The sequence below is a fragment of the Roseicyclus persicicus genome (assembly GCF_012395815.1).
Classification (GTDB): Bacteria; Pseudomonadota; Alphaproteobacteria; order Rhodobacterales; family Rhodobacteraceae; genus Roseicyclus; species Roseicyclus persicicus.
Genome location: NZ_JAAZQQ010000002.1, coordinates 598,020 through 623,522, shown reverse-complemented (window position 1 = coordinate 623,522; position 25,503 = coordinate 598,020). Strand labels below are relative to the sequence as shown.

Below are 25,503 nucleotides of genomic sequence, written 5' to 3'. Positions count from 1 at the left end.
CCCTTGTCCGCGCGGCCCTGTCCGGGCGCGCGCGGTGCCATGGTGCCCCTTGGGGCGGGATCAGATGTGGTAGACGTCGATGACGTGGTGGATGCGGTCGTTCTTCAGCACCACCTTCTTCGACGTGATCAGCGGCCGCCCCTCGGCGGTGTCGATCGTGTAGTAGGACGTGCCCCAGTGCTGGTCGGTCTGCCCGTAGCGGTAGGACAGGGTCAGCCAGTTGAAGCGCAGCTTGATCTGCGAGCCCTCGCGCGCCAGCACCTCGATGTTCGAGATGTTGTGCGAGGTCCGCGGCTCGGGCAGCGAGGTGGCGGATGACCGGTCGGTCTTGATGCGGAACACGCGGTCCTCGATGCCCGCCCGGTCGGGGTAGAACATCAGCGAGATCTCGGTCTGCGGATCCTCGGTCAGCTTGTCCTCGTCGTCCCAGGCCGGCATCCAGAACGGGCAGTCCTTGTGGTAGAAGGTCAGCCAGGTATCCCAGTCGCGGTCGTCGAGCGCGCGGGCCTCGGCGTAGAGGAAGGCCTGGATCTCGTCGAAGGACAGGTCCGGGCGGATCGGGGTGGCGATGGTCATGGTCTGGTCCTCCCTCACTCGGCCGCCACGCGGGTCGCGGGCGCGGTGCTGCGTTCCCTGGCGATGGCCGCGGCCATGCGCTCGGTCCATTGGGTGTGCTGGATAACGAAGAGGCCCTCGTCCTCGGTGCGCGCGCCCGAGAGGATCGGGTTGACGCCCAGCGCCTTCGCGTCCTCGTCCGGCCCCTGGATCCACTGGGTGGCGCCGCGGGTGAGGTCGTTCCACTTGGCGTGCGCCGCACCGGCATACCCCCGCTGGGTCGCGCGGAATTCCTCGGTGTCGTCGGGCGTCGCCATGCCCGAGGCGTTGAAGAAATCCTCGTATTGCCGGATGCGGCGGGCGCGGGCCTCAGCGGGCTCGCCCCTAGGCGCGATGCAGTAGATCGTCACCTCGGTCTGGTCGACGCTGATGGGCCGGAACACGCGGATCTGGCTGGAGAACTGGTCCATCAGGAAGACATTGGGATAGAGGCAGAGGTTGCGCAGGACGCCCACCATCCACTCCGCCTTGGTCTGGCCGAACTTCTCGGTCCACTCGCCCAGGCGGGGATAGTTCGGGCGGTTGGTCGGGTCGGCCCACTGCGTCCACAGGAGCAGGTGGCCGTTCTCGTAGGAATGGAAGCCGCCGCGCTGCTTGGACCATTTCGAGGCGTCGGTGGCCTTGATCTTGTCTTCCTTGCCGTCCTCGTTGCGGTGCGCCGTGGTGGCGACGTAGTTCCAGTGGACGGACGAGACGTGGTAGCCATCGGCGCCGTTCTCGGCCTGCAGCTTCCAGTTGCCGTCGAAGGTGTAGGTGGAGGAGCCGCGCAACACCTCGAGCCCCTCGTCGGCCTGGTCTACGATCATGTCGATCATGTGCCGTGCCTCGCCGAGATAGTCCGCGAGCGGCTGGACATCGGCGTTGAGCGAGCCGAACAGGAAGCCGCGGTAGTTCTCGAACCGGGCCACGCGGGTCAGGTCATGGCTGCCGTCGGTGTTGAACTGCTCGGGGTAGCCGGCGCCGTTCGGGTCCTTCACCTTCAGGAGCTTGCCGGTGTTGGAGAAGGTCCAGCCGTGGAACGGGCAGGTGAAGGTCTTCTGGTTTCGCCGCTTGAACCGGCACAGCATCGCGCCGCGGTGCGAGCAGGCATTGACCAGCGCGTTCAGGTTGCCGTCCTTGTCGCGGGTGATCATCACCGGCGTCCGGCCCATGTGCAGGGTGAAGTAGTCGCCGGGGTTCGGGATCTGGCTTTCATGGGCCATGTAGATCCAGTTGCCCTCGAAGATGTGCTTCATCTCGAGCTCGAACAGCTCGGGGTCGGTGAACATGTCCCGGCGGGCGCGGAAGATGCCGTTTTCGGGATCGTCCTGCACCATGCCGTCGAGGCGGCCGGCGAGATCGTCGAGGGTGGCTTGGGTGAACATGGGCGGGTCTCCTCCTGGCTGTCGTGGGTCTGTCGGGCTATTCGCCCGCCACCGCGGTCACGCTGCGGGCGCGGTCGCGGCGGTAGAAATCGATCTTGTCGGGGTCGAGGGCGGCGCCGAGGCCGGGGCCACGGGGCACCTCGACATGGAAGTCGCGGTAGGTGATGGGCTCGGCGAGGATGTCGGCGGTCAGGAGCAGCGGACCGAAGAGTTCCGTCCCCCAGTCCAGCCGCTCGACGGTGGCGAAGAGCTGCAGCGCGGCGGCGGTGCTGAGGCCGGTTTCCAGCATCGTGCCGCCGTAGAGCCCGAGGCCCGCCGCCTGCCCGATCGCCACCACCTCGGCGGCGCGCTTGAGCCCGCCCGACTGCGCGATCTTGACGGCGAAGACATCGGCGGCGGCCTTGCCGGCCACGGCCAGCGCATCCTCGGGCCCGTTCAGCGCCTCGTCGGCCATCACCGCGATGGCATGGCCGCGGGTCAGCTCGGCCATCGCGGCGAGGGACCGCGCGGCGACCGGCTGCTCGACCAGCTCGCAGCCGGCATCCTGCAGAGCCGCGAGGCCGCGGCGCGCTTCGGCGAGCGACCAGCTCTGGTTGACGTCGACGCGGATGCTGGCGGCATCGCCCAGCGCGGCCTTGATGCGGGCGACATGGGCCACGTCCTCGGCCACGGCGCGCTTGCCGATCTTCAGCTTGAAGATGCGGTGGCGGCCGGTGGCGATCATCTCCTCGGCCTCGGCGATGTCGGTCTCGGAGTTGCCCGAGGCGAGCGTCCAGGCCACGGGCAGGCGGGCGTGGACCGCCCCGCCGAAGAGCTGCGCGACCGACACGCCGAGGCGCTTGCCGAGCCCGTCCCAGAGGGCGATCTCCACGGCGGTCTTGGCGATCCGGTTGCCGCGGGCGACGCGGTCCATCAGCTGGATCGCGCCGTTCACGTCATCGGCCGACCGCCCGACCAGCGCCGGGGCAAGGTAGGTGTCTATGGCCGAGCGGATGCTTTCGGGGCTTTCGGGACCGTAGCTGAGACCGCCGATGGTGGTGCCCTCGCCCAGCCCCTCGGAGCCGTCCGAAAAGCGGATGCGCACCAGCACGGCGGTCTGGGTCCGCATCGTCGCCATCGACAGGACATGCCCCCGGATCGTGGGGATATCGAGGATGCGGGTGTCGATGCGGTCGATCGTGGTCACTTGGGTCACCGTGCTTGGCTCTGCGTTGAGGCGGACCATGCGGGCGGGAGGCCGGATCTGTCGATGATGCGGGGGGTCTTGGCTGATACCCTGCCGCGGCACGCGCCGCAGCCCGGGGAGCAGGGCTGCGGCGCGGGGGGTCATTCTGCGGCCATCGGCAGGGCCGCGGCGCGCTGCGGGCGCGCCGGCGTCAGCGCCGGGTCCACCGCGACGGCCTCGGCCAGCATTTCGGCCGTCGCCGCCGACAGCGTCCAGCCGAGGTGGCCGTGGCCGGTGTTGTAGTAGACGCGCGGGCGCCGGCCGGGGCCGACCCTCGGCATCATGTCGGGCATCATGGGGCGCAGGCCCGCCCAGGGGATCGCGTGCTCGGTGCTGACGCCGGGGAAGAACCGCTCGCACCATTTGACCAGCGGGCGGATGCGGTCGTCGCGGATGTCGAGGTTGGTGCCGTTGAACTCCGCCGTGCCGGCGATGCGAAACCGGTTCGGGCCGAGGCGGCTGGTGACGATCTTGGCCTGGTCGTCGAGCAGGCTGACCCAGGGGGCCGCCTTCTGGCTGCTCTCGTCATCCAGCCGGACGGTGATGGAATAACCCTTGACCGGGTAGACGTTCACACGATCGCCCAGCATGGCGGCGAAGCGGCGGCTCTCGACGCCGGCGCAGATGACGACGGCGTCGAAGCGCTCCGTGTGGCGCTCGTCGCCTTGGCGCCACGTCACGCGCACCCCGTCCGGGCCGTGGCGCAGCCCCTCGATCTCGGTGCCGAAGCGCAGGTCTGCCCCCTCCCCCGCGATGCCGCGGGCAAGGCCGGTGGTGTAGCGATGGATGTCGCCGGTGAAATCGCTCTCGGTGTAGTAGCCGCCGTGGAAGTCGCCGCGGAGCGCGGGCTCGATGGCCCGGATCTCCGCTGGCGTCACGGCGCGGCGGGTCAGCCCTGCCTCGGCCAGGAGCGCCGTCACCCGCCCCGCATGGGCGAACTCGGCGGGGTCGGTGTAGATGTGCAGGATGCCCCGGTCCTCGGCGTCGAAGTAGAAGCCGTAGCGCGCCGCCTTCTCGCGCAGGAGTCCGCGGGCGGCGATGGCCATGCGGGCGGTGGCGACGGTGTTCTGCCGATAGCGCGGGATCGCGGCGACGAACTCGGCCATCCAGCTGTACTTGTGCCAGCTCGGCGTCGGGTTCACGAGGAGCGGCGCGCCGCGGGTCAGCATCCAGCGCATCCCCTTGAACACGGTCGCCCAGCGGTTCCACGTCTCGGCGTTGGACGCCGACAGCTGCCCGCCATTGGCAAAGGATGTCTGCATCGCCGCGTAGCGGTTGCGGTCGAAGAGCGTCACGTCATGGCCCCGATCCATCAGGGCAGACGCGGTGGAGACGCCGGTGATGCCGGCGCCGATAACGGCAATATTGGTCATGTGAACCTCCCGCGACCAAAGGGTTTCCCGCCCGCCCTGTGGCGGTGCGGTCCCCTCTGTTGCGGGCGCCTTGCACGGCCCGCTTCAGATCGCCCTGCGCGTCCCGGTCCTTTTGCCTGAGAGGTTCCGGGGGGTTGCTCCTTCGGCGCCGACGGTGGTCGGCCTCTCGCGGGACGGCTGGTATGGCGGGATCGACCCTAGCGTCTATTCGATCTCAAATCAAGATGATCTTGATGTGAGATTTATTCGACCGCTAGCTTGTCGCGGTAGCTGTCCGACGCCACCCAGACGCCGAGGCGCTCCAGCAGGCTGTCCAGCGTCTCCAGCTCGGCCCGCGACAGCGGTTCGGTCAGGATCGCCTCCAGCCGGTCCGACAGGGCGCGGGCCACCCGGCGCAGCTCCTGTCCCTTGGGCGTGGTCCGCAGCAGGAAGACGCGGGCATCCTCCGCCGAGTTCTCCCGCTCGATCAGCCCCGCCCCGATCAGCGACTGGATGATGCGCGAGGTCAGGCTGCGTTCGAATCCGGTCACCCGCGCGATCTCGCGAAACGTCGTGCCCGGCGTGTCGTCGATCAGGCGGAGCACCCGCAATTCCCGGATGCTGCAGCCCGTCTTGCGGACGAAGATCTGGTCGTTGGCCGCGATGGCCTGGTCGGCCAGCACGCTCAACCGATAGGTAAGCCGCTCGTTCCGAAAGACTTTCTGCCCGCCCATCCGTTCCGCCCCGCCTTCATGCCGTTCCCGGTATCACCCGATACCCGCGCCACCATCGCCGCTTCGATCTCAGCATGCAACAGTCTCAGCATATTATTCTCAAACCGCAACAGTCTCGATGCCGCACCGAACCGACCGGAGGAGTCGGACGGGACCGGCCCCGGGACGCACCGCCCCAAAGGGAGACCCCGCATGACCCGCACGCTTCTCAAGACCACCGCCCTCGGCACGGCGCTCCTGTTCGCCGCCGGCGCCGCCGGCGCGCAGAACCTGACCATGTCGTCCTGGGTTCCGCCGACGCATTTCCTGCACACCGACTTCTTCGTGCCCTTCGCCGAACAGGTCGCCGAGGTGACCGAGGGCCGCGTGACCGTGACGATCCTGCCCGCGCCGCTCGGCAGCCCGGCCCAGCACTGGGAACTGGCCCGCACCGGTGTGGCCGACATCACCTGGGGCAACTTCACCTACGAGCCCGAGCGCTTCGTGGCGCTGTGGTTCGCGGAGTTCCCCAACGCGGGCACCGACGCCGAGGCGCAGAGCGTCGCGCTCTGGCGGACCTACGAGGCGCACCTTGCCGACCTCGAAGTGTTCGACGGGGTCGAGATGCTGGCGGCGGGCCTCTTCGGTGGCGGCCAGCTGCACCACGGCAGCGCGCAGATGGTCACGCCCGGCGACATCGCTGGCCAGAAATTCCGCATGGGCGGCCCGATCCAGGAGCGGCTCCTGACCGAGCTCGGCGCGGTGCCGGTCGCGGCGCCGGCGACGCGGGCCTACGAGATGCTGGAAAGCGGCGTGATCGACGGCTCGCTGCACACGATGGAATCGGTGGTGAACTTCCGCCTCGAGGAGGCGCTGACCCATCACACGGTCTTCCCCGAGGGGCTCTATGACGCGGCCTTCTTCGTGGTGATGAACTCCGCCCGCTGGGACAGCATCGCCCCCGCGGACCAGGCCGCCATCGAGGCGATCGTGGGCGAGACCCTCTCGGCCGCCTGGGGCCGCCAGTTCGACGCGCAGAACCCCGCCGCGACCGCGGCGCTGGCCGCCGCCGGCCACACCATCACCGAGGCCTCGCCCGAGCTGATCGCGGCGGTCGACACGATCTACGACGCCATGGTCGCCGACTGGATCGTCGCCGCGCGGGAGGCCGGCGTCGCCGACCCCGAGACCGTGCTCGCCTTCTACGTCGAGACCTACGGCGCGCTGACCGCCGAGTGACGGCGCGCCAGCGCCATCCGGGACCGGGGCACGCCCCCGGTTCCGGTCAAGGGAGGATACCAGAATGCATGCCACCGCCTGGGCGCTGCGGCGCGCGGTCGAAACCGTCATGGCCGTTTTCCTGATGGCCATGGTCGCGCTGACCTTCGCCGACGTGATCGGCCGCCGCCTCTTCGCCGCGCCGATCTACGGCGCCCACGACATCACCGAGCACCTGATGGCGCTGGTCGTCTTCTGTGGCCTGCCGCTGGTGACGGCCGCGGGCGCGCACCTCACCATCGACCTCCTCGACCGCCTGGTCGCACAGCGCTGGATGGGCTGGTGGCGGGCGCTTACGGCCGTGCTGGTGGTTGGGCTCCTCGCCCTTCTCGCCTGGCTCTTCGTCCGGCACGGGCTGAACGCCGGCCGCATCTCGGAGGTCAGCCAGGCGCTCCGCGTCCCCCGTGAGCCCCTCTACCTGTTCATGGCCGCGAGCTTCGCCCTCTCGACACTCGCCGCCGCCGCCATCGCCCTGACCGGTCCCATGACCGACCCCGAAGACACCCACGAGGAGGATCCGCTGTGATAGTCGGTGCCCTGTCCATGCTTGCAGCAATCGGCCTCGCCTTCCTGCGCGTGCCGCTCGGCTTCGCCCTCCTCGCGGTCTCCATCGCCGGGATCGGGGTGGCGGTGAACTGGACCGTCGCGTTCCAGCTCCTCCCCTTCACCATCTCGGACGCCGTGCTCAACTACGACCTCGCCGTGGTGCCGATGTTCATCCTGATGGGCAACATCATCGCCAAGACCGGCATCGCGCAGGACCTGTTCCGCGCCGCCTATGCCTTCGTCGGCCATATCCGCGGCGGCCTCGCGCTGTCGACCATGATGTCCTGCGCGGGCTTCTCGGCCGTCTGCGGCTCCAGCTACGCCACCGCGGCCACGATGGCCAAGGTCTCCTACCCAAGCATGAAGCGCTACGGCTACTCCCAGGCGCTGGCCTCGGGCACCATCGCGGCCGGCGGCACGCTGGGCATCCTGATCCCGCCCTCGATCATCATGGTGGTCTACGGCATCCTGACCCAGACCAACATCGGCGACCTCTTCGTCGCCGGCGTCATCCCGGGGCTCTTGGGCCTTGCGCTCTACCTCGTGGTGATCCGGCTGGTCGCCGCCCGCAATCCGGCCGAGGCGCCGCAGGGCGACGTCACGCCCTGGCCCGACCGCTGGCGCTCGCTGGCAGGCGTCTGGCCCTTCCTGCTCCTGTTCGGCCTGATCATCGGCGGCCTCTACGCCAAGCTCTTCACGCCGACCGAGGCGGCCGGGATGGGGGCGGGTCTCGCCCTGCTCATCGCCGCGGCGACTGGGCGGATGTCCTGGCGCGTCCTGCGGCAGGTGATCGTCGACACCGCCTACACCTCGGTGTCGCTCTACACCGTGCTGTTCGGGGCGCTGATGCTGTCCAAGCTCCTCACCCTGTCGGGGCTCGCCGCGGGGGTACTGGGCCTGGTGGATGCGACCGGCCTCGAGGGCCTGCCGCTCATCCTCGTGATCCTCGCGGTGTTCCTCGTGCTCGGCTGCGTGATGGACTCGATGGCGATCATCCTGATCTTCGTGCCCCTCTTTGCCCCGGTGGTGGTCGCGCAGGGCTTCGACCTCGTGTGGTTCGGGATCATCGTGATCGTCGTGACCGAGATCGCACTGATCACGCCGCCGGTGGGCATGAACGTCTTTGTCCTCAAGGCTGTGCTGCCCGAAGTGCCTGTCGCCCGGATCTTCCGCGGGCTGGTGCCCTTCGTAGGGGTCGACCTGGTCCGGCTCGGGCTGCTCGTGGTCTTTCCCGCGATCACGCTGTGGCTGGGCAGCACGGTCAGCTAGGCACCGCGTTGCCTTTGGCGGTCAGGCGGAGGCGGCGCAGCCGAGTGTCGCGCTCCCGCCGCCTCAGGCAACGCGCGGGGTGAGGAAGGGGCATCAAGGTGTCCGAAGCAGGTCTTCACCTATCTCGGGCGGAAAAGCCGGTTCAGCCATTGTGTCCAGCCTTCCCGGATCGAGCCCGAGCAGACCGGGAAAGCCGGACACGGGTTTGCGAGGCCTGAGATCCCAGGACGACATATCTGACGTGTTGCGGGACTGGCGCCGAGCCATCCAACTTGACCGGCAATGAGCGTTGGACTAACGCATCCTTGGCGTGCGGGTGTGATGTAATGGTAGCCTGTCAGCCTTCCAAGCTGAACGCGCGGGTTCGATTCCCGCCACCCGCTCCAAGGAAATCGTTTCCGATAAAATTCTGATAAGGATATGCATCCAGCAGCCGTCAAATATGTGACATAAAAAGAAAATTCGTAATTTTCTAATCAGCCTTCCAAGCTGAACGCGCGGGTTCGATTCCCGCCACCCGCTCCAGCCCCCCTTCATCTTTCCCAAAATACGCCTGCCCTGCCGCCACCACCGGGCGCGACGTGCCCCTGGCGCGCCGCCAGACGCGGGCCGCCGCGCCGAGGGGCCGGCACGGGCCCGAGAAGCGGCCCGGCTCACGACGCCAGCGGCCGCACCAGCTCCTCGCCCTCGACCCGGTTCGAGTTCACCCGCGGGTCGACGCGCCAGCGGTCGTAGGAACCCGGCGGCGCGGGCCGCATCAGCGGCGCCGCCTTCTCGCCGGTCTCGCCCAGCCAGGTGGCCCAGTCGCCCGGGTCCAGCCGGACCGGCTCGCGGTGGTGGGTCTCGGACATCCAGGCACTGGCCGCGGTGGTGACGACCGCGACGGTCGGCGCGCGCCCGTCGCCCTGCCCCCAGTCCTGCCAGATGCCGGCCAGCACCAGCGGCGCGCCGTCGGCAGGCACGAAATACCACGGCAGCCGGTTGCCCTCCGCGTCCTTGGTCCATTCGTAGAAGCCGGTGGCCGGCACGAGGCAGCGCCGCTCGCGCACCGCGGCGCGGAAGGCGGGCTTGTCCGCGATCGTCTCGGCCCGCGCGTTGATCAGGAGGGGGCCGTCGGTCGGCGTCTTGTACCAGTGCGGCAGGAACCCCCAGCGCATCGGGCGCATCGCCCGGCGGCCCCCGGCGGCGGTCACCACGGCCACGGGCTGCGTCGGGCAGATGTTGTAGCGCGGCACCGGCGGCAGGTCGTTCGACGGCGCGGCGTCGAACAGCCGCGCCATCGCGTCGGTGGGGTGGGTCATGGTCATGCGCCCGCACATGGGCGCGAGACTACCCCGGCCGTCAGCGGCCGTAAACGTGCCGCCAGGCGATCTGTTCCGCGTCCTCGCGGAAGATGCCGAGGTCAAGCGCCACGTCGAGCGGCATCGCCGAGATCTCGCGGACGGTCTGGTGATAGGCCGCGCGCTTCGCGGCGGCGCTGCGCAGGCGGGACAGGATCGAGGTCATCGTGCAGCTCCTTCTGGCTTGGCGTGTCGTCTGTCGATGACCGGGATATGGTAGCGGTAACGGCCGGAACAATTGCCGGTACGCCAAGGCCGGGTTGCGGATGCTGCATGGCATGGAAAAGGCCGGCGCGGGGGTCCGCGCCGGCCTGTCCGGTGGGCTCGGGGCCCGTTACTGGACGGTGGCGATCCGGCCGTCGGTATAGGGCGTGTAGCCGCCCGAGGCCGCGATGTAGTCGGCCACCACCTGCTCGAGGCCGGGGCCGAAGTCATAGGCGTTCTCGGCCGTGGTGAAGACCGAGTAGCCGTCGCCGCCGCCGCGCATGTAGTTGTTCGACACCACGCCGTAGGTCGCCTCGGGGTCGAGCGGGACAAAGCCGTCGGCGGTCTCGATCTCGACCGAGACGACGCGGCTGCCCGGCTCGGCGTCCGGGTTCCAGACATAGCGCATGCCCGCGACCTGCGGGAAGCGCCCGGCGCCGTCGGCGACCTGGCTCAGGCCGTTCTCCAGCGCGGCCACGATGCCCGCGCCCGACAGCTGGAAGGTGGCCAGCGTGTTCTGGAACGGCAGCACCGTCAGCACCTCGCCCATGGTCACCTCGCCCGCGTCGATCGAGGCGCGCAGGCCGCCGCCGTTCTGGATCGCCACGTCGATGCCCTGGGCGCGGACGCGGTCCAGCATGGCGTCGGCCACCAGGTTGCCCATCGGGCATTCCATCGCCCGGCAGACCGACCGGTCCCCCTCGATGAACGCGGAGGTCGAGCCGATGACCACGGCCATCGCCTCCTCGATCGGGCCGCCCAGCTCGGCGACCCGCGCCGCGATGGCGGCATCGGGCTCGACCGAGGCGTCCAGCACCATGGTGTTGCCGTCGGCGAAGACCACGTTGCCGGCGTCGTCGAAGGACACCTCGAGGTGGCCGAGGTAGCGGGTGTAGGCGCCGGCCTGCACGATCGGCACCATGGCGCCGTCGGGGTTGCTGACCCAGTAGGGGTAGGGCCCGTCCCGGTCGGGGTCGTTGGCGGACAGGTAGGTGTGCGAGTGGCCGCCCACGATCACGTCGATGCCGGTGACGGCCTCGGCGATGCGGATGTCGGCCGGCAGGCCCACGTGGGTCAGCGCGATGATGATGTCCACGCCCTCGGCGGTCAGCGCGTCCACGTCGGCCTGCAGCGCGTCGATCTCGTTCTGGAAGATGATCGAGGGCCCGGGCGACGAGGTCTCGGCCGTGTCGGTGGCCAGCGCCGAGATGATGCCGACGCGCAGCCCGTTCACGTCGAGCACGGCGTGGTCGGGCACCATCTCGTCGGACAGCACGTTCGACTGGCTGAGGTCGAGGTTGCCCGAGATGATCGGGAAGCTGATCATCTCGGCGAAGCGGGCCAGGTTCTCCGGGCCGTCGTCGAACTCGTGGTTGCCCACGGCCATCACGTCGTAGCCGATGGCCTCCATCATCTCGGCCTCGACCTCGCCCTTGAAGGTCGTGTACATCAGCGAGCCCTGGAACTGGTCGCCCGCGTCGAGGACGATCACGTTCTCGCCGGCGGCCAGCAGCTCGCCGCGCAGCGTGTTGATGGCGGTGGCCAGGCGCGCCGAGCCGCCGAAGCATTCGCCGGCCGCGTCGTCCTCGGCCGAGCAGGTCGAGCCCGAGCCGCTGATCGGCAGGATCCGGCTGTGGACGTCGTTGGTGTGCAGGATGTGCAGCGTGGTTTCCGCCGCGACCGGCGCCGCCATGGACAGGCCGGCGAGGATCGCGGTCGACCCGAGGATCCGTGCGAGCATGGGTTATCTCCCCTTACAGGTGTTGGACTGCCGTCAGATTGGCGGGCAGCGGCACCCAAGTAAAGCGGCTTGGTGACGTCCGCGTCACACTTGACGGGGCGTCAGCGGCGCGCGAAGGGAGGCGCCATGCGCATCTACAAGATCCTCCGGGCCCCCGAATGGGCCGAGCTGGAGCGCGCGGGGCAGACCCCCGGCGCGCCCGTCGACGTGGCCGACGGCTTCGTCCATTTCTCGACCGCCGCCCAGGTCGCCGAGACCGCCGCGCGCCATTTCGCGGGCGCCGACGGGCTGGTGCTGGCCGCCTTCGACGCCGACGCGCTCGGCCCGGCCCTGAAGTGGGAGCCGTCCCGCGGCGGCGCGCTGTTCCCGCATCTCTACGGGCCGCTCCGCCGCGCCGACGTGCTCTGGCACGCCGCCCTGCCGCTGGTCGACGGCGTTCACGTCTTCCCGGCGGAGCTCTGATGGCGATGTGGGAACGCTTCGGCCTGTCGGTGATGCAGCGGATGGAGCCCGAGCGCGCCCACACCCTCGCCATCGCCGCGCTGAGGACCGGGCTCCTGCCCGCCCCCGGCGCCGTCACCTCGCCCCGGCTCGCCACGACGCTGGCCGGGCTGCCCCTGCCGAACCCGGTGGGCCTGGCCGCCGGGTTCGACAAGAACGCCGAGGCGGTGGGCCCGCTCAGCCGCGCGGGCTTCGGCTTCGTCGAGGTCGGCGCCGCCACGCCGCGCCCGCAGTCGGGCAACGCGCGCCCGCGGCTGTTCCGGCTCTCCGAGGACCGTGCCGCGATCAACCGCTTCGGCTTCAACAACGCAGGCATGGAGGCGATCGCGGGCCGCCTGGCCGCCGCCACGTCGGCCGTGCCCGTGGGGCTGAACCTCGGCGCCAACAAGGACAGCCCCGACCGCGCCGCCGATTTCGCCCGGGTGCTGGCGCGCTGCGGCCCGCATGTCGATTTCGCCACCGTCAACGTGTCGTCGCCCAACACCGAACGCCTGCGCGAGCTGCAGGGCCGCGCGGCGCTGGAACGTCTGCTGGCCGGCGTGATGGAGGCCCGGGCCGCGCTGGCCAGGCCCATCCCGGTGTTCCTCAAGATCGCGCCCGACCTCGGGCCGGACGAGCTGGCCGAGATCGCCGAGGTGGCGCTGCAGGCCGGCCTCGCCGGGATCGTGGCGACCAACACCACCCTGTCCCGCGACGGGCTCGCCAGCCGCCACCGCGGCGAGGCGGGCGGCCTCTCGGGCCAACCCCTGTTCGAGAAATCCACCCGCGTTCTGGCGCAGCTCCACCGCCTGACGGGCGGGCGCCTGCCGCTGATCGGGGTCGGCGGCGTGTCCTCGGCCGACCAGGCCTGGGAGAAACTGCGCGCCGGCGCCTCGGCCGTGCAGCTCTACACCGCGCTGGTCTACGGCGGCATCACGCTGGGGGCCCGCATCGCCGAAGGGCTCGACGCGCGCTGCACGGCCGAGGGGGTCGCCTCGGTGGCCGATGTGACCGGCACGGGGGTCGACGCATGGCTCTGACCCTCTGGCACAACCCGCGCTGCGGCAAGTCGCGGGCGGCCCTCGCCCTCCTCGAGGACCGCGGCATCACGCCGGAGATCCGCCTCTATCTCAAGGACCCGCCCGCCGAGGCCGAGATCCTCGACCTCCTGCACAAGCTGCAGCTGCCCGCCGGCGCACTCGTCCGCCGCAAGGAGCCCGTCTTCCGCGACGAGGGCCTCGCCGGGGCCGACGACATCGCGCTCGTCGCCGCCATGGCCCGCCACCCGATCCTGATCGAGCGCCCGATCCTCGTCGCCGGCAACCGCGCCGCCATCGGCCGCCCGCCCGAGGCCATCCTCGACCTGCTCTGACCCGATCTTTGCTTCCGAAATACTCCGGGGGGGAGGCCGCAGGCCGGGGGGCAGAGCCCCCCAAGCCTACCCGACCGCCCGCTCCAAGGCCGGGTATCGCAGCCCCAGCGTCAGCCCGCGCAGCGCGAAGAACACCACCAGCGCCGCCCAGAGCCCGTGGTTGCCGAAGGCCGGGACGAGGAGCGCAGCGACGAGGACGTAGCCCGCGAAGCTCACCGCCATCATGTTGCGCATGTCCCAGGTCCGCGTCGCGCCGATGAAGATGCCGTCCAGCATCCAGGACGCGCAGCCGATCAGCACCGCCAGCCCGATCCAGGGCAGGTAGACCCGCGCCTCGGCCCGCACCCCCTCGGCCGTGGTCATCAGGTCCACCGCCGCGCCGCCCGCAGCCCAGATCAGCCCCGCCATCACGACGCAGACGCCCAGGCCCCAGAGGCTCGTCATCGCCGCCGCACGCCGCAGCCGCGCCCGCGCCCGCGCGCCCACCGCCTGCCCCACCAACGCCTCGGCGGCGAAGGCGAAACCGTCCATCGCGTAGGCGGTGACGTAGACGAACTGGATCAGCACCTGGTTCGCCGCCAGCGTCACGTCCCCGAAATCGGCCGCGAGGAACAGGAAGGACGAGAACCCCAGCAGCAGCAGCACCGACCGGATCAGGATATCGGTGTTGACCACCGCCATCCGCCGCAGCTTCGCCCGCTCGAACACCCGCGCCCAGTCGCGCCAGGCCGGCACCGCAAAGGCGCGGCGGCAGAGCCACAGCCCCAGCACCAGCCCCGACCATTCCGCCAGGAAGGTCGCCAGCGCCACCCCCTCGACCCCGAGGTTCAGCCCCAGCACGAACCAGGCCGACAGGACGATGTTCAACCCGTTCTGCCACAGCTGCAGCGCCAGCACCGCGCCGGTGCGCTCCTGCGCGATCAGCCAGCCGACGATGCCGTAGATCGCGATCGCCGCCGGCGCCGAGAAGATGCGCACCTGCAGGTAGGCGCGCACCAGGCTTTCCACCTCGGCGCTGGCGGGCGACAGCCACAGGGCAAAGCCGAAGATCGGCACCCGGAGCGCCATCAGCACCAGCCCCGCCCCGAGCCCGATCATCAGCACCCGCGTCAGCAGTGCCGCCACCTCGGCCCGGTCGCCCGCGCCCAGCGCCTGCGCCGCCAGCCCCACCGTGCCCATGCGCAGGAACCCGAAGGCCCAGTAGATCGAGGTCAGGATCACGGCGCCCAGGCCCACCGCCCCGATCGGCGCGGGGTCGCCCAGCTGGCCGATCACCGCGGTGTCGACCACGCCCAAAAGCGGGATGGTGGCGTTCGACACCACCACCGGCAGCGCGATCTTCAGCACTCGGCCATGGGTCAGCGGCGCCGCCGCGGTCTCAGCCATCGCGGGGCGGCATCAGGAAATGCCCCGTGGCCTGCGCGAACAGGCGCTGGCGGTTGTCCTGCCAGGCCTCGACATGGACCGAGGCATAGCGCCGGCCCAGCCGGTTCACCCGCGCCCGCGCATAGGCGTCGCGCGGCAGGCCGGACCGCAGGTAGTCGACGGTGAAGTCGATGGTCTTGGGCAGCCGCGGCAGGGTCTCGGGCGTCAGCGCCTCGACGTCGAGCCGGCCCTCCTCCACGTCGTCCCACAGCATGTTGAACGACAGCTCCATGATCGCCGTCACCTCGAGGAAGGAGGCGATGGCGCCGCCATGCAGCGCCGGCAGGAGCGGGTTGCCGATCAGCTTGCCGTCGTAGTTCAGCACCGCCGTCAGCTCGTCGCCGCGGCGGTCGAAGGTCACGCCGAGAAACCCGATGTAGGGCACGCCTGCCACCAGCGCGGCCAGCGTGCGGTCGCGGCGCTGCTTGACCAGCGCCACGGGTTCGGGCGGGCGGCGGCTCATGGCCGGCCCCCGGCGCGCTCGACGGTGAAGGCGCCGGTCGCGGCGGCCACGGGGCGCGCGCGGTCCTCGTCCCAGGCCTCGGCCCGGACGAAGGCGACCGATCGGGTGACATGGTAGCATTCCGCCCGCGCGGTGATGCGCTGGCCCGGCGCGGCGGCGCGCATGTAGTCGATCCTGAGGTCGATGGTGGCGGTGCCGGCCAGCGCCTCGGGGTGGCTCATCACCGCCGCCCCGCCGCAGGTGTCCATCAGCGCCGAGACCGCGCCGCCGTGGATCACCCCCGACTTCGGGTCGCCCACCAGCGCCTCGGACCAGGGCATGGAGATGACGGCGACGCCGTTGCCGATCTCGTCGAGCTGCATCCGCAGCGCGCGGGAGAACGGGATCGCCTCGATGAACTGCCGCGCGATCCGCGCCTTGTCGTCCGCGCCCTGTGCCATGCCTGCCGTCTCCGGGATGCCGTCCTGCCGCGCGCAGTGTTTCCCGCGCCCGCGCCGCGCGCAAGAGGCGAGAGGCGCTTTTCCCGATGCCCCGACGGCCCTATTGTCCGGGGAAAGGGAACGCGATCAGCGAGGGGAGCGGATGAACGAGGACGTCCGGCTGAGCTTCAAGGAGATGTGCGCGCGCTTCGACGTGACGCCGCGCACGCTGCGCCATTACGAGTATATCGAGCTGCTGTTTCCCGAACGGGAAGGCCGGGCCCGGTTCTACGGCCCGCGCGAGATCGCGCGGATGACGCTGATCCTGCGCGGCCGCCGCTTCGGCTTCGCGCTGGAGGAGATCCGCCAGTGGCTCGAGATGTACGACGCCGACCCCCAGGGCGAGACCCAGCGCCGCGCCTGGATCGCGCTGGCCGACCGGCAGCTGGCCGAGCTGGCCAAGCGCCGGCGCGAGCTGGACGAGATCATCGGCGACCTGAAGGCGCTCCGCGACGAGACGGCGGCCGCCCGGCCCTGAGGCCCCGCCCTGACCTGCATCCGGCCCGCGCAGGTGCGCCTGCCGGGCGTCGCGCGGGGCCGTCATCACGCCGGGGCCGTTCAATGCCCAGCGACGGGGTTCGGCCAACCCCGGTACCGCGACAGCGTCACCCCTCCCCTGCCCCGCGATCCGGTCCGACCGTGTTGCAGGCCGATACCACCGTCGCCGCGGGGCCCCCGCAGGCAGGTCCTGGGGCCACGCCGCCATCTCGCCGCCCCCCGTCCGGTGACGCGGCGCGCACCCTCTAGGACCCGCCGGACGGCTAACGCTCCGTCATCCGCCGAAGTGACGCGACGTCTTGTTTACGTCAACGTCATCTTGTCTTGTAAGACTCGGGCCGACTCGCACATCAGCACGGCCAGACACCCTTCCATGTTCGACACGGACACGCCCCACATGACCGAAGACCTGATGACCATCCGCGAGATGTGCGACGCCTACGAGGTCACGCCGCGGACCCTGCGCTTCTACGAACAGAAGGAACTGCTGTTCCCGATCCGCGAAGGGCAGAAGCGCCTGTTCACCCGGCGCGACCGGGCGCGGCTCAAGCTGATCCTGCGCGGCAAGCGCTTCGGCTTCAGCCTCGAGGAAATCCGCCAGCTGCTCGACCTCTACTACGTGGGCGACCAGCAGGCGACCCAGCTCAGCCGGACCCTCGCCATCGCGGGCGACCGGCTGGCCGACATGGAACGCCAGCGGGCGGAACTCGACGTGGCGATCTCCGACCTCCGGGCCCAGATGGGCCTGGTCGAGGAGATGCTCGCCACCGTCGGCACCGCGCGCGACGCCGCCGAATAACGACACCCCAGACCGCCATTCGCACTCCGGGAGGACGACCATGCCCATCTACACCGCCCCCACCAAGGACGCGCAGTACATCCTTCACGACGTGCTCAAGGTCGCCGAGGCCGACATCCCCGGCTACGCCGACCTGGAGCGCGACTTCACCGCCGCCGTGCTGGACGAGGCCGGCAAGATCGCCGCCGAGGTGCTGGCGCCGCTGAACCCGGTCGGCGACACCGTCGGCTGCAAGCTGGAGAACGGCGTCGTCTACACGCCGCCGGGCTTCAAGGACGCCTTCGCGCAGATGAAGGAAAACGGCTGGCCGGGCATCGACATGCCCGAGGAGTTCGGCGGCCAGGGCATGCCCTACGTGATGGGCACCGCGGTGGGCGAGTTCTTTTCCGCCGCCAACCAGGCCTTCACCATGTACCAGGGCCTGACCCACGGCGCCGCCTCGGCGATCCTGGTCCACGGGACGGAGGACCAGAAGGCCACCTACCTGCCCAAGATGGTCGCCTGCGACTGGACCGGCACCATGAACCTGACCGAGCCGCACTGCGGCACCGACCTGGGGCTGATGCGCACCAAGGCCGAGCCGCAGGCCGACGGCACCTACAAGGTGACTGGGCAGAAGATCTTCATCTCGGCCGGCGAACATGACATGGCCGAGAACATCGTCCACCTCGTTCTGGCCAAGATCCCCGGCGGCCCCGAGGGCATCAAGGGCGTGTCGCTCTTCATCGTGCCCAAGTTCCTCGTGAACGAGGACGGCAGCCTCGGGCCGCGCAACGGCGTGTCCTGCGGCAAGATCGAGGAGAAGATGGGCATCCACGGCAACGCCACCTGCGTGATGAACTACGACGGGGCGACGGGCTACCTGCTCGGCGAGGCGCACAAGGGGATGCGCGCCATGTTCACCATGATGAACGAGGCGCGGCTGGGCGTGGGCATGCAGGGGCTGGCGCAGGCCGAGGTCGCGTTCCAGAACGCGCTGGCCTATGCCAAGGACCGGCTGCAGGGCCGCGACATCACCGGGCCCAAGAACCCCGACGGGCCGGCCGACCCGCTGATTGTGCACCCCGACATCCGCCGCAACCTGATGGAGCAGAAGAGCTTTGCCGAGGGCGCGCGCGCCTTCCTGCTCTGGGGCGCCACGCTGATCGACCGCGCCCACCGCGGGCAGGACGCGGACGCCGACGGGCTGGTGTCGCTGCTGACCCCGGTGATCAAGGGCTTCCTGACCGACAAGGGATTCGACATGACCGTGCAGGCCCAGCAGGTCTATGGCGGGCACGGCTACATCGAGGAATGGGGCATGTCGCAGTTCGCCCGCGACGCCCGCATCGCGATGATCTACGAGGGCGCGAACGGCGTGCAGGCGCTGGACCTCGTGGGCCGCAAGCTGGCGCAGGACGGCGGCAAGCACGTGATGGCCTTCTTCGACCTCGTGAAGTCGACCTGCAAGGAAGCCGGCGAGACCGACGGCATGGCCGAGTTCGTCGAGCCGCTGAAGCGCGCGTCCAAGGACCTGCAGGCCGCCGGCATGTACTTCATGCAGGAAGGCATGAAGAACCCCAACGCGGCGCTGTCGGGCAGCTACGACTTCATGCACCTGTTCGGGCATGTCTGCCTGGGCCTGATGTGGGTGCGGATGGCCGAGACCTCGCTCAAGGCGCTGGCGGCGGGCACCGAGGACCCGGTGTTCCACCAGACGAAATTGGCCACCGCGCGGTTCTACATGGCCCGCCAGCTGCCGATGACGGCGACGCACCTGGCCCGCATCCAGTCGGGCGCGGACACGGTGATGGCGCTCGACGCGGCGAATTTCTAAGCTGGTCCCGGGCCGCGCGGAGGGGCGCGGCCCGGAGCCATCCGGGGAGGGAGAGATGCCGAAACGCCTGCGCCTGACGCGCCGCCCGAACATCGCCATGAGCGAGGACGGCTACCGCAAGCTGCGCAGCCTCGCCGCCGAGGCGGGGCTCGACGAGGGGGAATTCCTGTCCTTCCTGTTCGAGAGCTGGGGCAGCGTGATCAACGAGGAAAAGCTCGTGGCACGGCTGAGGCTGTTCAACTCCGAGCTCGAGGAGCGGAAACGGTGAGCCTTGGCGCGATCCTTCCCGACGCTGCGCCCGGCGGCTGGCCAGGGATTGCGTATTTTGGGAAAGATGAAGGGGGAGGGTCAGCCCCCTGCCCGGCCGAGTGTTCGCCAGCGGCGTCCGGACACCGAGGCGCGCTGCACTTCCGCGCAGGGGGCCTTCACCTTTCGCGGTCATCGGCACGCCTGCCTGTACCGCCAGATCACCATGGCACGTTAACCTTAACAAAGGGTTACGAGCCTTCATCTTTCCAGAAATACGCACTTGCCACGGCCGAGGCCGGGCGCGACGCGGGGGTAACGCGATGACCAACACGCTGTATTGCTTCGGGGAATCGGGCAATGCCTACAAGGCGGCGATCGCCCTGACGCTGGCCGGCGTGCCATGGCAGGCGCGGCATGTCGATTTCTTCAAGGGCGAGGCGCGCAGCCCCGAGTTCCGCGCCATCAACCCGATGGGCGAGGTGCCGGTGCTGGACGCGGGCGGGCTGATCCTGACCCAGTCGGGCGTGATCCAGGACTGGGTGATGGACGAGACCGGGCGGCTCTGCGGCGACGGGTCGAAGGCCACGCGCCGCGAGATCCTGCGCTGGACGATCTTCGACAACCAGAAGGTGTCGGGCATCGCCGGGCCGCTGCGGTTCCTGATGAACTTCCTGCCCGAGGACAAGCGCCCGGCCGAGGTGATCGGCTGGATGTCGGGCCGGCTCAAGGCCGCGCTGATGGTGCTCGAGGGCGAGCTGTCGAGCCGCGACTGGCTGGCCGGCGACAGCCTGACCTGCGCCGACCTGTCGTGCTGCGGCTACCTCTACTACCCCGAACCCTTCAGTTTCGACCGGGGCGAGTACCCGGCGATCTCGTCCTGGCTCGACCGCATCGCGGCGACGCCGGGCTGGAAACACCCCTACGACCTGATGACGCGGGCCTTTCCCGCCTGACCGGAGACGACCGATGACCGACGCCTACATCTACGACGCGATCCGCACCCCCCGCGGCAAGGGCCGCAAGGACGGCGCGCTGCACGAGGTGACCGCCGCGCGGCTCTCGGCCTTCACGCTGAACGCGCTGAAGCACCGCAACAACCTGGACGGCCACGCGGTCGAGGACGTGATCTGGGGCAACGTCACCCAGGTGATGGAGCAGGGCGGCTGCCTTGCGCGGACCGCGGTGCTGGCCTCCGAGCTCGACCAGCGCATCCCGGGCCTCGCCATCAACCGGTTCTGCGCGAGCGGCATGGAGGCGGTGAACATCGCGGCGAACCAGGTCCGGGGCGGCGCCGGCGATGCCTACATCGCGGGCGGCGTCGAGATGATGGGCCGCGTCGCCATGGGCAGCGACGGGGCGGCCATCGCGGTCGACCCCTCGATCGCCATGGAGACCTATTTCGTGCCGCAGGGCATCTCGGCCGACATCATCGCCACCGAGTACGGCTTCAGCCGCGACGACGCGGACCTGCTGGCGGTGGAGAGCCAGAAGCGCGCCGCGCAGGCCTGGGCCGAGGGCCGCTTTGCGAACTCGGTGGTGCCGGTGACCGACATCAACGGGCTGACCATCCTCGACCGCGACGAATACATGCGCCCCGGCACCGACATGCAGAGCCTCGGCGCCCTCAAGCCCGCCTTCAAGGAGATGGGCGAGATGATGCCCGGCTTCGACGCGGTGGCGATGCTGAAGTACCCGCACCTGGAAAAGATCGAGCACATCCACCACGCCGGCAATTCCAGCGGCATCGTGGACGGGGCGGCGGCGCTGCTGATCGGCAACGCCGAGTTCGGCGCGAAGTACGGGCTGAAGCCCCGCGCCCGCATCCGCGCCACCGCCAAGATCGGCACCGACCCGACCATCATGCTGACCGGCCCCGTGCCCGCGACCGAGAAGATCCTCAAGGACAGCGGCATGGCCATCGGCGACATCGACCTGTTCGAGGTGAACGAGGCGTTCTCGTCGGTCGTGCTGCGCTTCATGCAGGCCTTCGACGTGGACCACGCCAAGGTGAACGTGAACGGCGGCGCCATCGCCATGGGCCACCCGCTGGGCGCGACGGGCGCCATGATCATCGGCACGCTGCTCGACGAGCTGGAGCGGACCGGCAAGGGCACTGGCCTCGCCACGCTCTGCGTCGCGTCCGGCATGGGCGCCGCCACCATCATCGAGCGCGTCTGAGGCCCGCGCCGATGGACCTGGCGGGGCTGCAGGACTGGCTCGACCGGATGGACCGCGCGGTCACCGAGGGTGATTTCGCGGACTATGCGGCGCGTGTCGTGCTGCCCTTCGCGCTCGAGACGCGGACCGCCACCCTGTCGGTCGCCAGCCTGGCCGAGCTGCGCGCGGGCTTCGACAGCTGGCGCCAGATGCTGGCCGCCCAGCGCGTGACCCATTCCGTGCGCCGGGCGACGGACGTCCGGCGCATCGGCCCGGACAGCGTCAGGGGCAGCTTCGACAGCTACCTCCTGGCCGGCGCCATTCCCGTGGTGCCTCCGATGGGCGGCACCGTGGACCTGCACCGGGACGAGGCCGGCCTCTGGCGCGCCACCCGCATCGTGACCGAGATGGCCAACGCCCGCTGGCCGATCGACCTGCCGCGCCCGGCCCGCCGCGCCGGCGCATCCACCCCATTCGCCGACGGGCCCATGCCCCGGCCCGACACCCGAGGAGACGACTGAGATGACCGATTTCACCATGGAGAAGGGCGCCGACGGCGTCGCCGTGATCACCTGGGACGTGAAGGCCAAGTCGATGAACGTGCTGACGCGCGAGGCCTTCGCGCTGGTCGAGGCGCTGGTCGACGACGCGCTGGCCGACCCGGCGGTCAAGGGGATCGTGCTGACCTCGGGCAAGGACAGCTTTGCCGGCGGCATGGACCTGAACACGCTCGCCACCATCCGCGACGCGGCCGGCGACGACCCGGCGCAGGCGCTGTTCGACTTCACCATGAACGGCCACCGCATCCTGCGGAAGCTGGAGCGCGCCGGCATGGACCCCAAGACCAACAAGGGCGGCAAGCCCGTCGCCTGCGCCATCACCGGCACCTGCATGGGCATCGGCACCGAGATCGCGCTGGCCTGCCACCGCCGCTTCATGGCCGACAATCCCAAGGCCAGGATCGGCCTGCCCGAGATCCTCGTCGGCATCTTCCCCGGCGGCGGCGGCACCACGCGCTATTCGCGCATGGTCGGGGCGATGGCGGCGGCGCCGGTGCTGCTGGAAGGCAAGACGCTTGACCCGAAGAAGGCCAAGGGCGCGCAGCTGATCGACGAGGTGGTGCCGGCCGACGAGCTCGTTGCCCGCGCGAAGGACTGGGTCCTGTCGGCCACCGACGCCGACATCGTGAAACCCTGGGACCAGAAGGGCTGGAAGATGCCGGGCGGCGCCCCCTACCACCCGGCCGGCTTCATGACCTTCGTGGGCGCCAGCGCCATGATCAACGGCAAGACCAAGGGCGTCTACCCGGCGGCCAAGGCGCTGCTGTCGGCGGTCTACGAGGGCGCGCTGGTCGATTTCGACACCGCGCTGCGGATCGAGGCGCGCTGGTTCACCAACGTGCTGTTGAACCCGTCGTCCTCGGCGATGATCCGGTCGCTCTTCATCAACAAGCAGGCGCTGGAGAAGGGCGCGAACCGCCCCGCCGTGGCCGACGAGACGGTGAGGAAGGTCGGCATCCTCGGCGCCGGCATGATGGGCGCGGGCATCGCCTATGTCTCGGCCAATGCCGGGATCGAGGTGGTGCTGATCGACGCCGCGCAGGACGCCGCCGACCGTGGCAAGGGCTATTCCGAGGGGCTGCTCGACAAGGGCATGAAGCGCGGAAAGGTCACCGCCGAGAAGAAGGCCGAGGTGCTGGGCCGGATCACCGCGACCACCGACTACGCTGCACTGGCAGGCTGCGACCTGATCGTCGAGGCGGTGTTCGAGGACCCGGGCGTGAAGGCCGAGGTCACCAAGAAGGTGCTGGCCGTGGTGCCCGCCGACTGCATCTTTGCCACCAACACCTCGACCCTGCCGATCACCGAGCTGGCCCGCGCGTCGGACAAGCCGGACCAGTTCATCGGCATCCATTTCTTCAGCCCCGTCGACAAGATGGCGCTGGTCGAGATCATCAGGGGCAAGGCGACGGGCGACCGCGCCGTGGCCAAGGCGCTCGACTACGTGCGCCAGATCCGCAAGACGCCGATCGTGGTGAACGACGCGCGCTTCTTCTACGCCAACCGCTGCATCATCCCCTACATCAACGAAGGCATCCGCATGGTGAAGGAGGGCGTCGCGCCCGCCCTGATCGAGAACGCGGCCAAGCTGGTTGGGATGCCGCTGGGTCCGCTGCAGCTGACCGACGAGACCTCGCTCGACCTGGGCGCCAAGATCGCCAAGGCCACCAAGGCCGCGATGGGCGCGGCCTATGACGACACCGTGGACGAGGTGATCTTCGGCATGGTCGACGCGGGCCGGCTGGGCCGCAAGTCGAACGCGGGCTTCTACGCCTACGACGCCACGGGCAAGCGCGAGGGGCTGTGGGACGGGCTGGCCGACCACTACCCGGTCAAGGCCGAGCAGCCCGAGCTGGTCGAGGTGCAGCATCGCCTGCTGTTCGCGCAGGTGCTGGAGGCGGTCCGCGCGCTGGAGGAGGACGTGCTGCTCGACATCCGCGAGGGCGACGTGGGCGCGATCCTCGGCTGGGGCTTCGCGCCGTGGTCGGGCGGTCCGTTCAGCTGGCTCGACATCCTCGGCACGCCCTACGCGGCGGAACGGTGCGACGCGCTACAGGCGGCCTACGGCGACCGCTTCGCCTGCCCCGCGCTGCTGCGCGAGATGGCGGAGAAGGGCCAGAGCTTCTACGGGCGCTTCGGCACCGGGGTGGACAGCCGCGCGGCGTAAGCGCCGGGGGGCGGAAAACCCGGGTTTTCCGCAAGGGAAATCCCGGGATTTCCCTTGCGTTTTCCCCGGGGAAAACGCCTACCCCACCCGGCAGGCCGCCAGCCTGTCCTCGTCCGGCGACAGGCCCAGCCCCGGCGCCTCGGAGACCACCAGCACCCCGCCCGCCATCTCGGGCGGGCGCTCCATCAGCAGCCGCGCGATGCGCCCCTGCGCCCGGTGCAGTTCCACCGCGCCCGACGCCATCGCGCCGCACATCCAGTGCAGGTTGACGAGGTCCCAGCCCCCCGCGGGCGACACCGCGCAGCCCGCCGCCTCGGCCGCCCGCGCCGCCGTCACCGCCGCCCCGATCCCGCCGGCGAACACGGCGTTGGGCTGGATCACCGCCACCCCCGCCTCGGCCAGCAGCGCGAAGCGGTCGGCGTCCTGTTCCATCTGGCCCGCGCCCAGCGGCATCGGCGCCTCGGCCGCCAGCGCCGCCAGCGCGTGCCGGTCGTTGCCGCGCACCGGTTCCTCCAGAAAGGCAAGGTTCAAGTCCCCTGCCCCGCGCGCGAAGGCCCGCGCGCTGTCGAGGTCCCAGCCGCAGTTGGCGTCGGCGATCAGGGCGGCGCCATCGCCGATCGCCGCCCGCACGGCGGCGACGCGCGCCAGATCCTCGGCCACACCGCGGCCCTTGGCGGCGACCAGCACCTTGACGCCATGGGCGCCCGCCGCCACCTCGGCCGCGCAGGCCGCGACCAGCGCGTCGGTGTCGAGCGCGGGAAAGCCGCAGGTCACGTCGACGGGCGCGGCGGGCCGCCTGCCCCCCAGCATCGCCGCCACGCTCCGCCCCGCCCGCTTGCCCGCGAGATCCCGGAGCGCCACGTCGAGCGCCGACAGCGCGGACACGACCACGCCGGTCATGCCCCGCGGGTTGAACTTGCGCGCGAGGTCCGGCACGGGGCCCGGCGCCGCCAGCGCCTCGGCCACCGCCCCGTTCAGCAGATGCGCCACCTCGGCCGCGCAGAAGCGCCCGGTGAAGCCGTCGCCCGTCACCCCGTCGGCATCCGTCACGCGCACCCGCACGAAGGTGAAGCTGTCCTCGCCCGCATAGGGCGCGGGATCCCCCGGCGCGGCCTCGGCCCGGTGCACGGCGGCATGGACCCTCAGCGGCCCCGCTGAAATGCACTCCATGACAGCCACCTCCCTTCAGTGCATTCCTGCCCATGGGGCATGGCAAAGTAGGACCGGTAAGGCCCCGTGGAGTCCTCGCGCGAACGACGCCCCTAGGCTGTAGCGATGTGATCGGCCTGTATACTGCAGATCCGACACACGATGTCGCGGCGCGGCAACACGCAGCATCAAGATATCCCTGATCTAACTAATGCGCTTGCCAACTGTCTCTTTCGCATCTT

The 25,503-nt window shown here is 70.1% G+C and carries 26 protein-coding genes, 1 tRNA gene and 1 riboswitch; of the genes, 15 read left to right on the top strand and 12 right to left on the bottom strand.

Annotated features, from left to right (window positions below; genetic code table 11):
• Nucleotides 1-60: 60 nt before the first annotated feature.
• The 5 genes from benB to HCU73_RS08370 all read right to left on the bottom strand — a co-directional run bounded on the left by benB (nt 61) and on the right by HCU73_RS08370 (nt 5,290).
• Nucleotides 61-576, bottom strand: coding sequence for a benzoate 1,2-dioxygenase small subunit (gene benB / locus HCU73_RS08390; protein ID WP_168622967.1), 516 nt, complete (start codon nt 574-576; stop codon nt 61-63).
• Between the two features lie 14 nt (nt 577-590).
• On the bottom strand, nt 591-1,979 hold the full coding sequence (benA, locus tag HCU73_RS08385) for a benzoate 1,2-dioxygenase large subunit (RefSeq protein WP_168622966.1): 1,389 nt from the start codon (nt 1,977-1,979) through the stop codon (nt 591-593).
• A 37-nt stretch (nt 1,980-2,016) separates the two neighbouring features.
• Nucleotides 2,017-3,174: a muconate cycloisomerase family protein gene (locus HCU73_RS08380; RefSeq protein WP_338052038.1), complete on the bottom strand. Its 1,158-nt coding sequence runs from the start codon at nt 3,172-3,174 to the stop codon at nt 2,017-2,019.
• Nucleotides 3,175-3,305: 131 nt separating this feature from the next.
• Nucleotides 3,306-4,577, bottom strand: coding sequence for a D-amino acid dehydrogenase (locus tag HCU73_RS08375; RefSeq protein ID WP_168622964.1), 1,272 nt, complete (start codon nt 4,575-4,577; stop codon nt 3,306-3,308).
• A gap of 94 nt (nt 4,578-4,671) precedes the next feature.
• Nucleotides 4,672-4,758, bottom strand: a riboswitch (glycine riboswitch).
• A gap of 61 nt (nt 4,759-4,819) precedes the next feature.
• A complete protein-coding gene (locus HCU73_RS08370; protein WP_168622963.1) occupies nt 4,820-5,290 on the bottom strand; it encodes a MarR family winged helix-turn-helix transcriptional regulator in 471 nt (156 codons plus the stop codon).
• Between the two features lie 192 nt (nt 5,291-5,482).
• Between HCU73_RS08370 and HCU73_RS08365 the strand changes: the two genes are divergently transcribed.
• The 4 genes from HCU73_RS08365 (at nt 5,483) to HCU73_RS08350 (ending at nt 8,748) form a co-directional block, all read left to right on the top strand.
• Nucleotides 5,483-6,508 (top strand): TRAP transporter substrate-binding protein, encoded by a 1,026-nt coding sequence (locus HCU73_RS08365; RefSeq protein ID WP_168622962.1) that lies wholly within the window; start codon nt 5,483-5,485, stop codon nt 6,506-6,508.
• Between the two features lie 64 nt (nt 6,509-6,572).
• A complete protein-coding gene (locus HCU73_RS08360; protein ID WP_168622961.1) occupies nt 6,573-7,073 on the top strand; it encodes a TRAP transporter small permease in 501 nt (166 codons plus the stop codon).
• A 17-nt stretch (nt 7,074-7,090) separates the two neighbouring features.
• Complete coding sequence (locus HCU73_RS08355; protein ID WP_210730538.1) at nt 7,091-8,362, top strand: TRAP transporter large permease; 1,272 nt, start codon at nt 7,091-7,093, stop codon at nt 8,360-8,362.
• 312 nt (nt 8,363-8,674) lie between these two features.
• Nucleotides 8,675-8,748 (top strand) — tRNA-Gly (locus HCU73_RS08350).
• A 267-nt stretch (nt 8,749-9,015) separates the two neighbouring features.
• Here the strand turns inward: HCU73_RS08350 and HCU73_RS08345 are convergent.
• From HCU73_RS08345 to HCU73_RS08335, 3 genes are all read right to left on the bottom strand, one after another.
• The gene (locus HCU73_RS08345) at nt 9,016-9,681 is read right to left on the bottom strand and encodes an SOS response-associated peptidase (protein ID WP_168622959.1); all 666 of its coding nucleotides are present in this window, start codon (nt 9,679-9,681) and stop codon (nt 9,016-9,018) included.
• A gap of 22 nt (nt 9,682-9,703) precedes the next feature.
• Complete coding sequence (locus HCU73_RS08340) at nt 9,704-9,868, bottom strand: hypothetical protein (RefSeq protein ID WP_168622958.1); 165 nt, start codon at nt 9,866-9,868, stop codon at nt 9,704-9,706.
• 168 nt (nt 9,869-10,036) lie between these two features.
• Nucleotides 10,037-11,647, bottom strand: a complete 1,611-nt coding sequence (locus HCU73_RS08335) for a bifunctional metallophosphatase/5'-nucleotidase (RefSeq protein ID WP_168622957.1) — start codon at nt 11,645-11,647, stop codon at nt 10,037-10,039.
• 126 nt (nt 11,648-11,773) lie between these two features.
• Between HCU73_RS08335 and HCU73_RS08330 the strand changes: the two genes are divergently transcribed.
• The 3 genes from HCU73_RS08330 to arsC are packed head-to-tail and all read left to right on the top strand — an operon-like array spanning nt 11,774 to nt 13,499.
• Entirely contained in the window at nt 11,774-12,109 is a 336-nt protein-coding gene (locus HCU73_RS08330) for a DUF952 domain-containing protein (protein WP_168622956.1), read from the top strand.
• Nucleotides 12,109-13,167, top strand: a complete 1,059-nt coding sequence (locus HCU73_RS08325; RefSeq protein WP_168622955.1) for a quinone-dependent dihydroorotate dehydrogenase — start codon at nt 12,109-12,111, stop codon at nt 13,165-13,167. The genes HCU73_RS08330 and HCU73_RS08325 overlap by 1 nt, the downstream gene beginning before the upstream one ends.
• On the top strand, nt 13,158-13,499 hold the full coding sequence (gene arsC, locus HCU73_RS08320; RefSeq protein ID WP_168622954.1) for an arsenate reductase (glutaredoxin): 342 nt from the start codon (nt 13,158-13,160) through the stop codon (nt 13,497-13,499). The genes HCU73_RS08325 and arsC overlap by 10 nt, the downstream gene beginning before the upstream one ends.
• 66 nt (nt 13,500-13,565) lie before the next feature.
• Here arsC and HCU73_RS08315 read toward each other — a convergent pair whose 3' ends face one another.
• From HCU73_RS08315 to HCU73_RS08305, 3 genes are read right to left on the bottom strand one after another with little or no spacing between them, the layout of a single operon-like run.
• Complete coding sequence (locus HCU73_RS08315; RefSeq protein WP_168622953.1) at nt 13,566-14,885, bottom strand: MATE family efflux transporter; 1,320 nt, start codon at nt 14,883-14,885, stop codon at nt 13,566-13,568.
• A complete protein-coding gene (locus HCU73_RS08310; RefSeq protein WP_168622952.1) occupies nt 14,878-15,387 on the bottom strand; it encodes a PaaI family thioesterase in 510 nt (169 codons plus the stop codon). Before HCU73_RS08310 ends, HCU73_RS08315 begins: the two co-directional genes overlap by 8 nt.
• Nucleotides 15,384-15,827 (bottom strand): PaaI family thioesterase, encoded by a 444-nt coding sequence (locus HCU73_RS08305; RefSeq protein ID WP_168622951.1) that lies wholly within the window; start codon nt 15,825-15,827, stop codon nt 15,384-15,386. Before HCU73_RS08305 ends, HCU73_RS08310 begins: the two co-directional genes overlap by 4 nt.
• Nucleotides 15,828-15,969: 142 nt before the next feature.
• Here HCU73_RS08305 and HCU73_RS08300 point away from each other — a divergent pair, with 142 nt between their 5' ends.
• From HCU73_RS08300 to HCU73_RS08265, 8 genes are all read left to right on the top strand, one after another.
• The gene (locus tag HCU73_RS08300) at nt 15,970-16,344 is read left to right on the top strand and encodes a MerR family transcriptional regulator (protein ID WP_168622950.1); all 375 of its coding nucleotides are present in this window, start codon (nt 15,970-15,972) and stop codon (nt 16,342-16,344) included.
• Between the two features lie 417 nt (nt 16,345-16,761).
• Nucleotides 16,762-17,163: a MerR family transcriptional regulator gene (locus tag HCU73_RS08295; protein WP_168623258.1), complete on the top strand. Its 402-nt coding sequence runs from the start codon at nt 16,762-16,764 to the stop codon at nt 17,161-17,163.
• Between the two features lie 40 nt (nt 17,164-17,203).
• The gene (locus tag HCU73_RS08290; RefSeq protein WP_168622949.1) at nt 17,204-18,979 is read left to right on the top strand and encodes an acyl-CoA dehydrogenase C-terminal domain-containing protein; all 1,776 of its coding nucleotides are present in this window, start codon (nt 17,204-17,206) and stop codon (nt 18,977-18,979) included.
• Nucleotides 18,980-19,034: 55 nt separating this feature from the next.
• Entirely contained in the window at nt 19,035-19,247 is a 213-nt protein-coding gene (locus tag HCU73_RS08285) for a hypothetical protein (RefSeq protein WP_168622948.1), read from the top strand.
• A 301-nt stretch (nt 19,248-19,548) separates the two neighbouring features.
• The gene (locus tag HCU73_RS08280) at nt 19,549-20,181 is read left to right on the top strand and encodes a glutathione S-transferase family protein (RefSeq protein WP_168622947.1); all 633 of its coding nucleotides are present in this window, start codon (nt 19,549-19,551) and stop codon (nt 20,179-20,181) included.
• Between the two features lie 13 nt (nt 20,182-20,194).
• Nucleotides 20,195-21,406 (top strand): acetyl-CoA C-acetyltransferase, encoded by a 1,212-nt coding sequence (locus HCU73_RS08275; RefSeq protein WP_168622946.1) that lies wholly within the window; start codon nt 20,195-20,197, stop codon nt 21,404-21,406.
• Between the two features lie 11 nt (nt 21,407-21,417).
• Nucleotides 21,418-21,906, top strand: a complete 489-nt coding sequence (locus HCU73_RS08270) for a hypothetical protein (protein ID WP_168622945.1) — start codon at nt 21,418-21,420, stop codon at nt 21,904-21,906.
• A gap of 1 nt (nt 21,907) precedes the next feature.
• Nucleotides 21,908-24,112, top strand: coding sequence for a 3-hydroxyacyl-CoA dehydrogenase NAD-binding domain-containing protein (locus HCU73_RS08265; RefSeq protein WP_168622944.1), 2,205 nt, complete (start codon nt 21,908-21,910; stop codon nt 24,110-24,112).
• A gap of 78 nt (nt 24,113-24,190) precedes the next feature.
• On the opposite strand, the gene HCU73_RS08260 is transcribed toward HCU73_RS08265, so the two are convergent.
• Nucleotides 24,191-25,282, bottom strand: coding sequence for an enolase C-terminal domain-like protein (locus tag HCU73_RS08260; protein ID WP_168622943.1), 1,092 nt, complete (start codon nt 25,280-25,282; stop codon nt 24,191-24,193).
• Between the last annotated feature and the right edge of the window lie 221 nt (nt 25,283-25,503).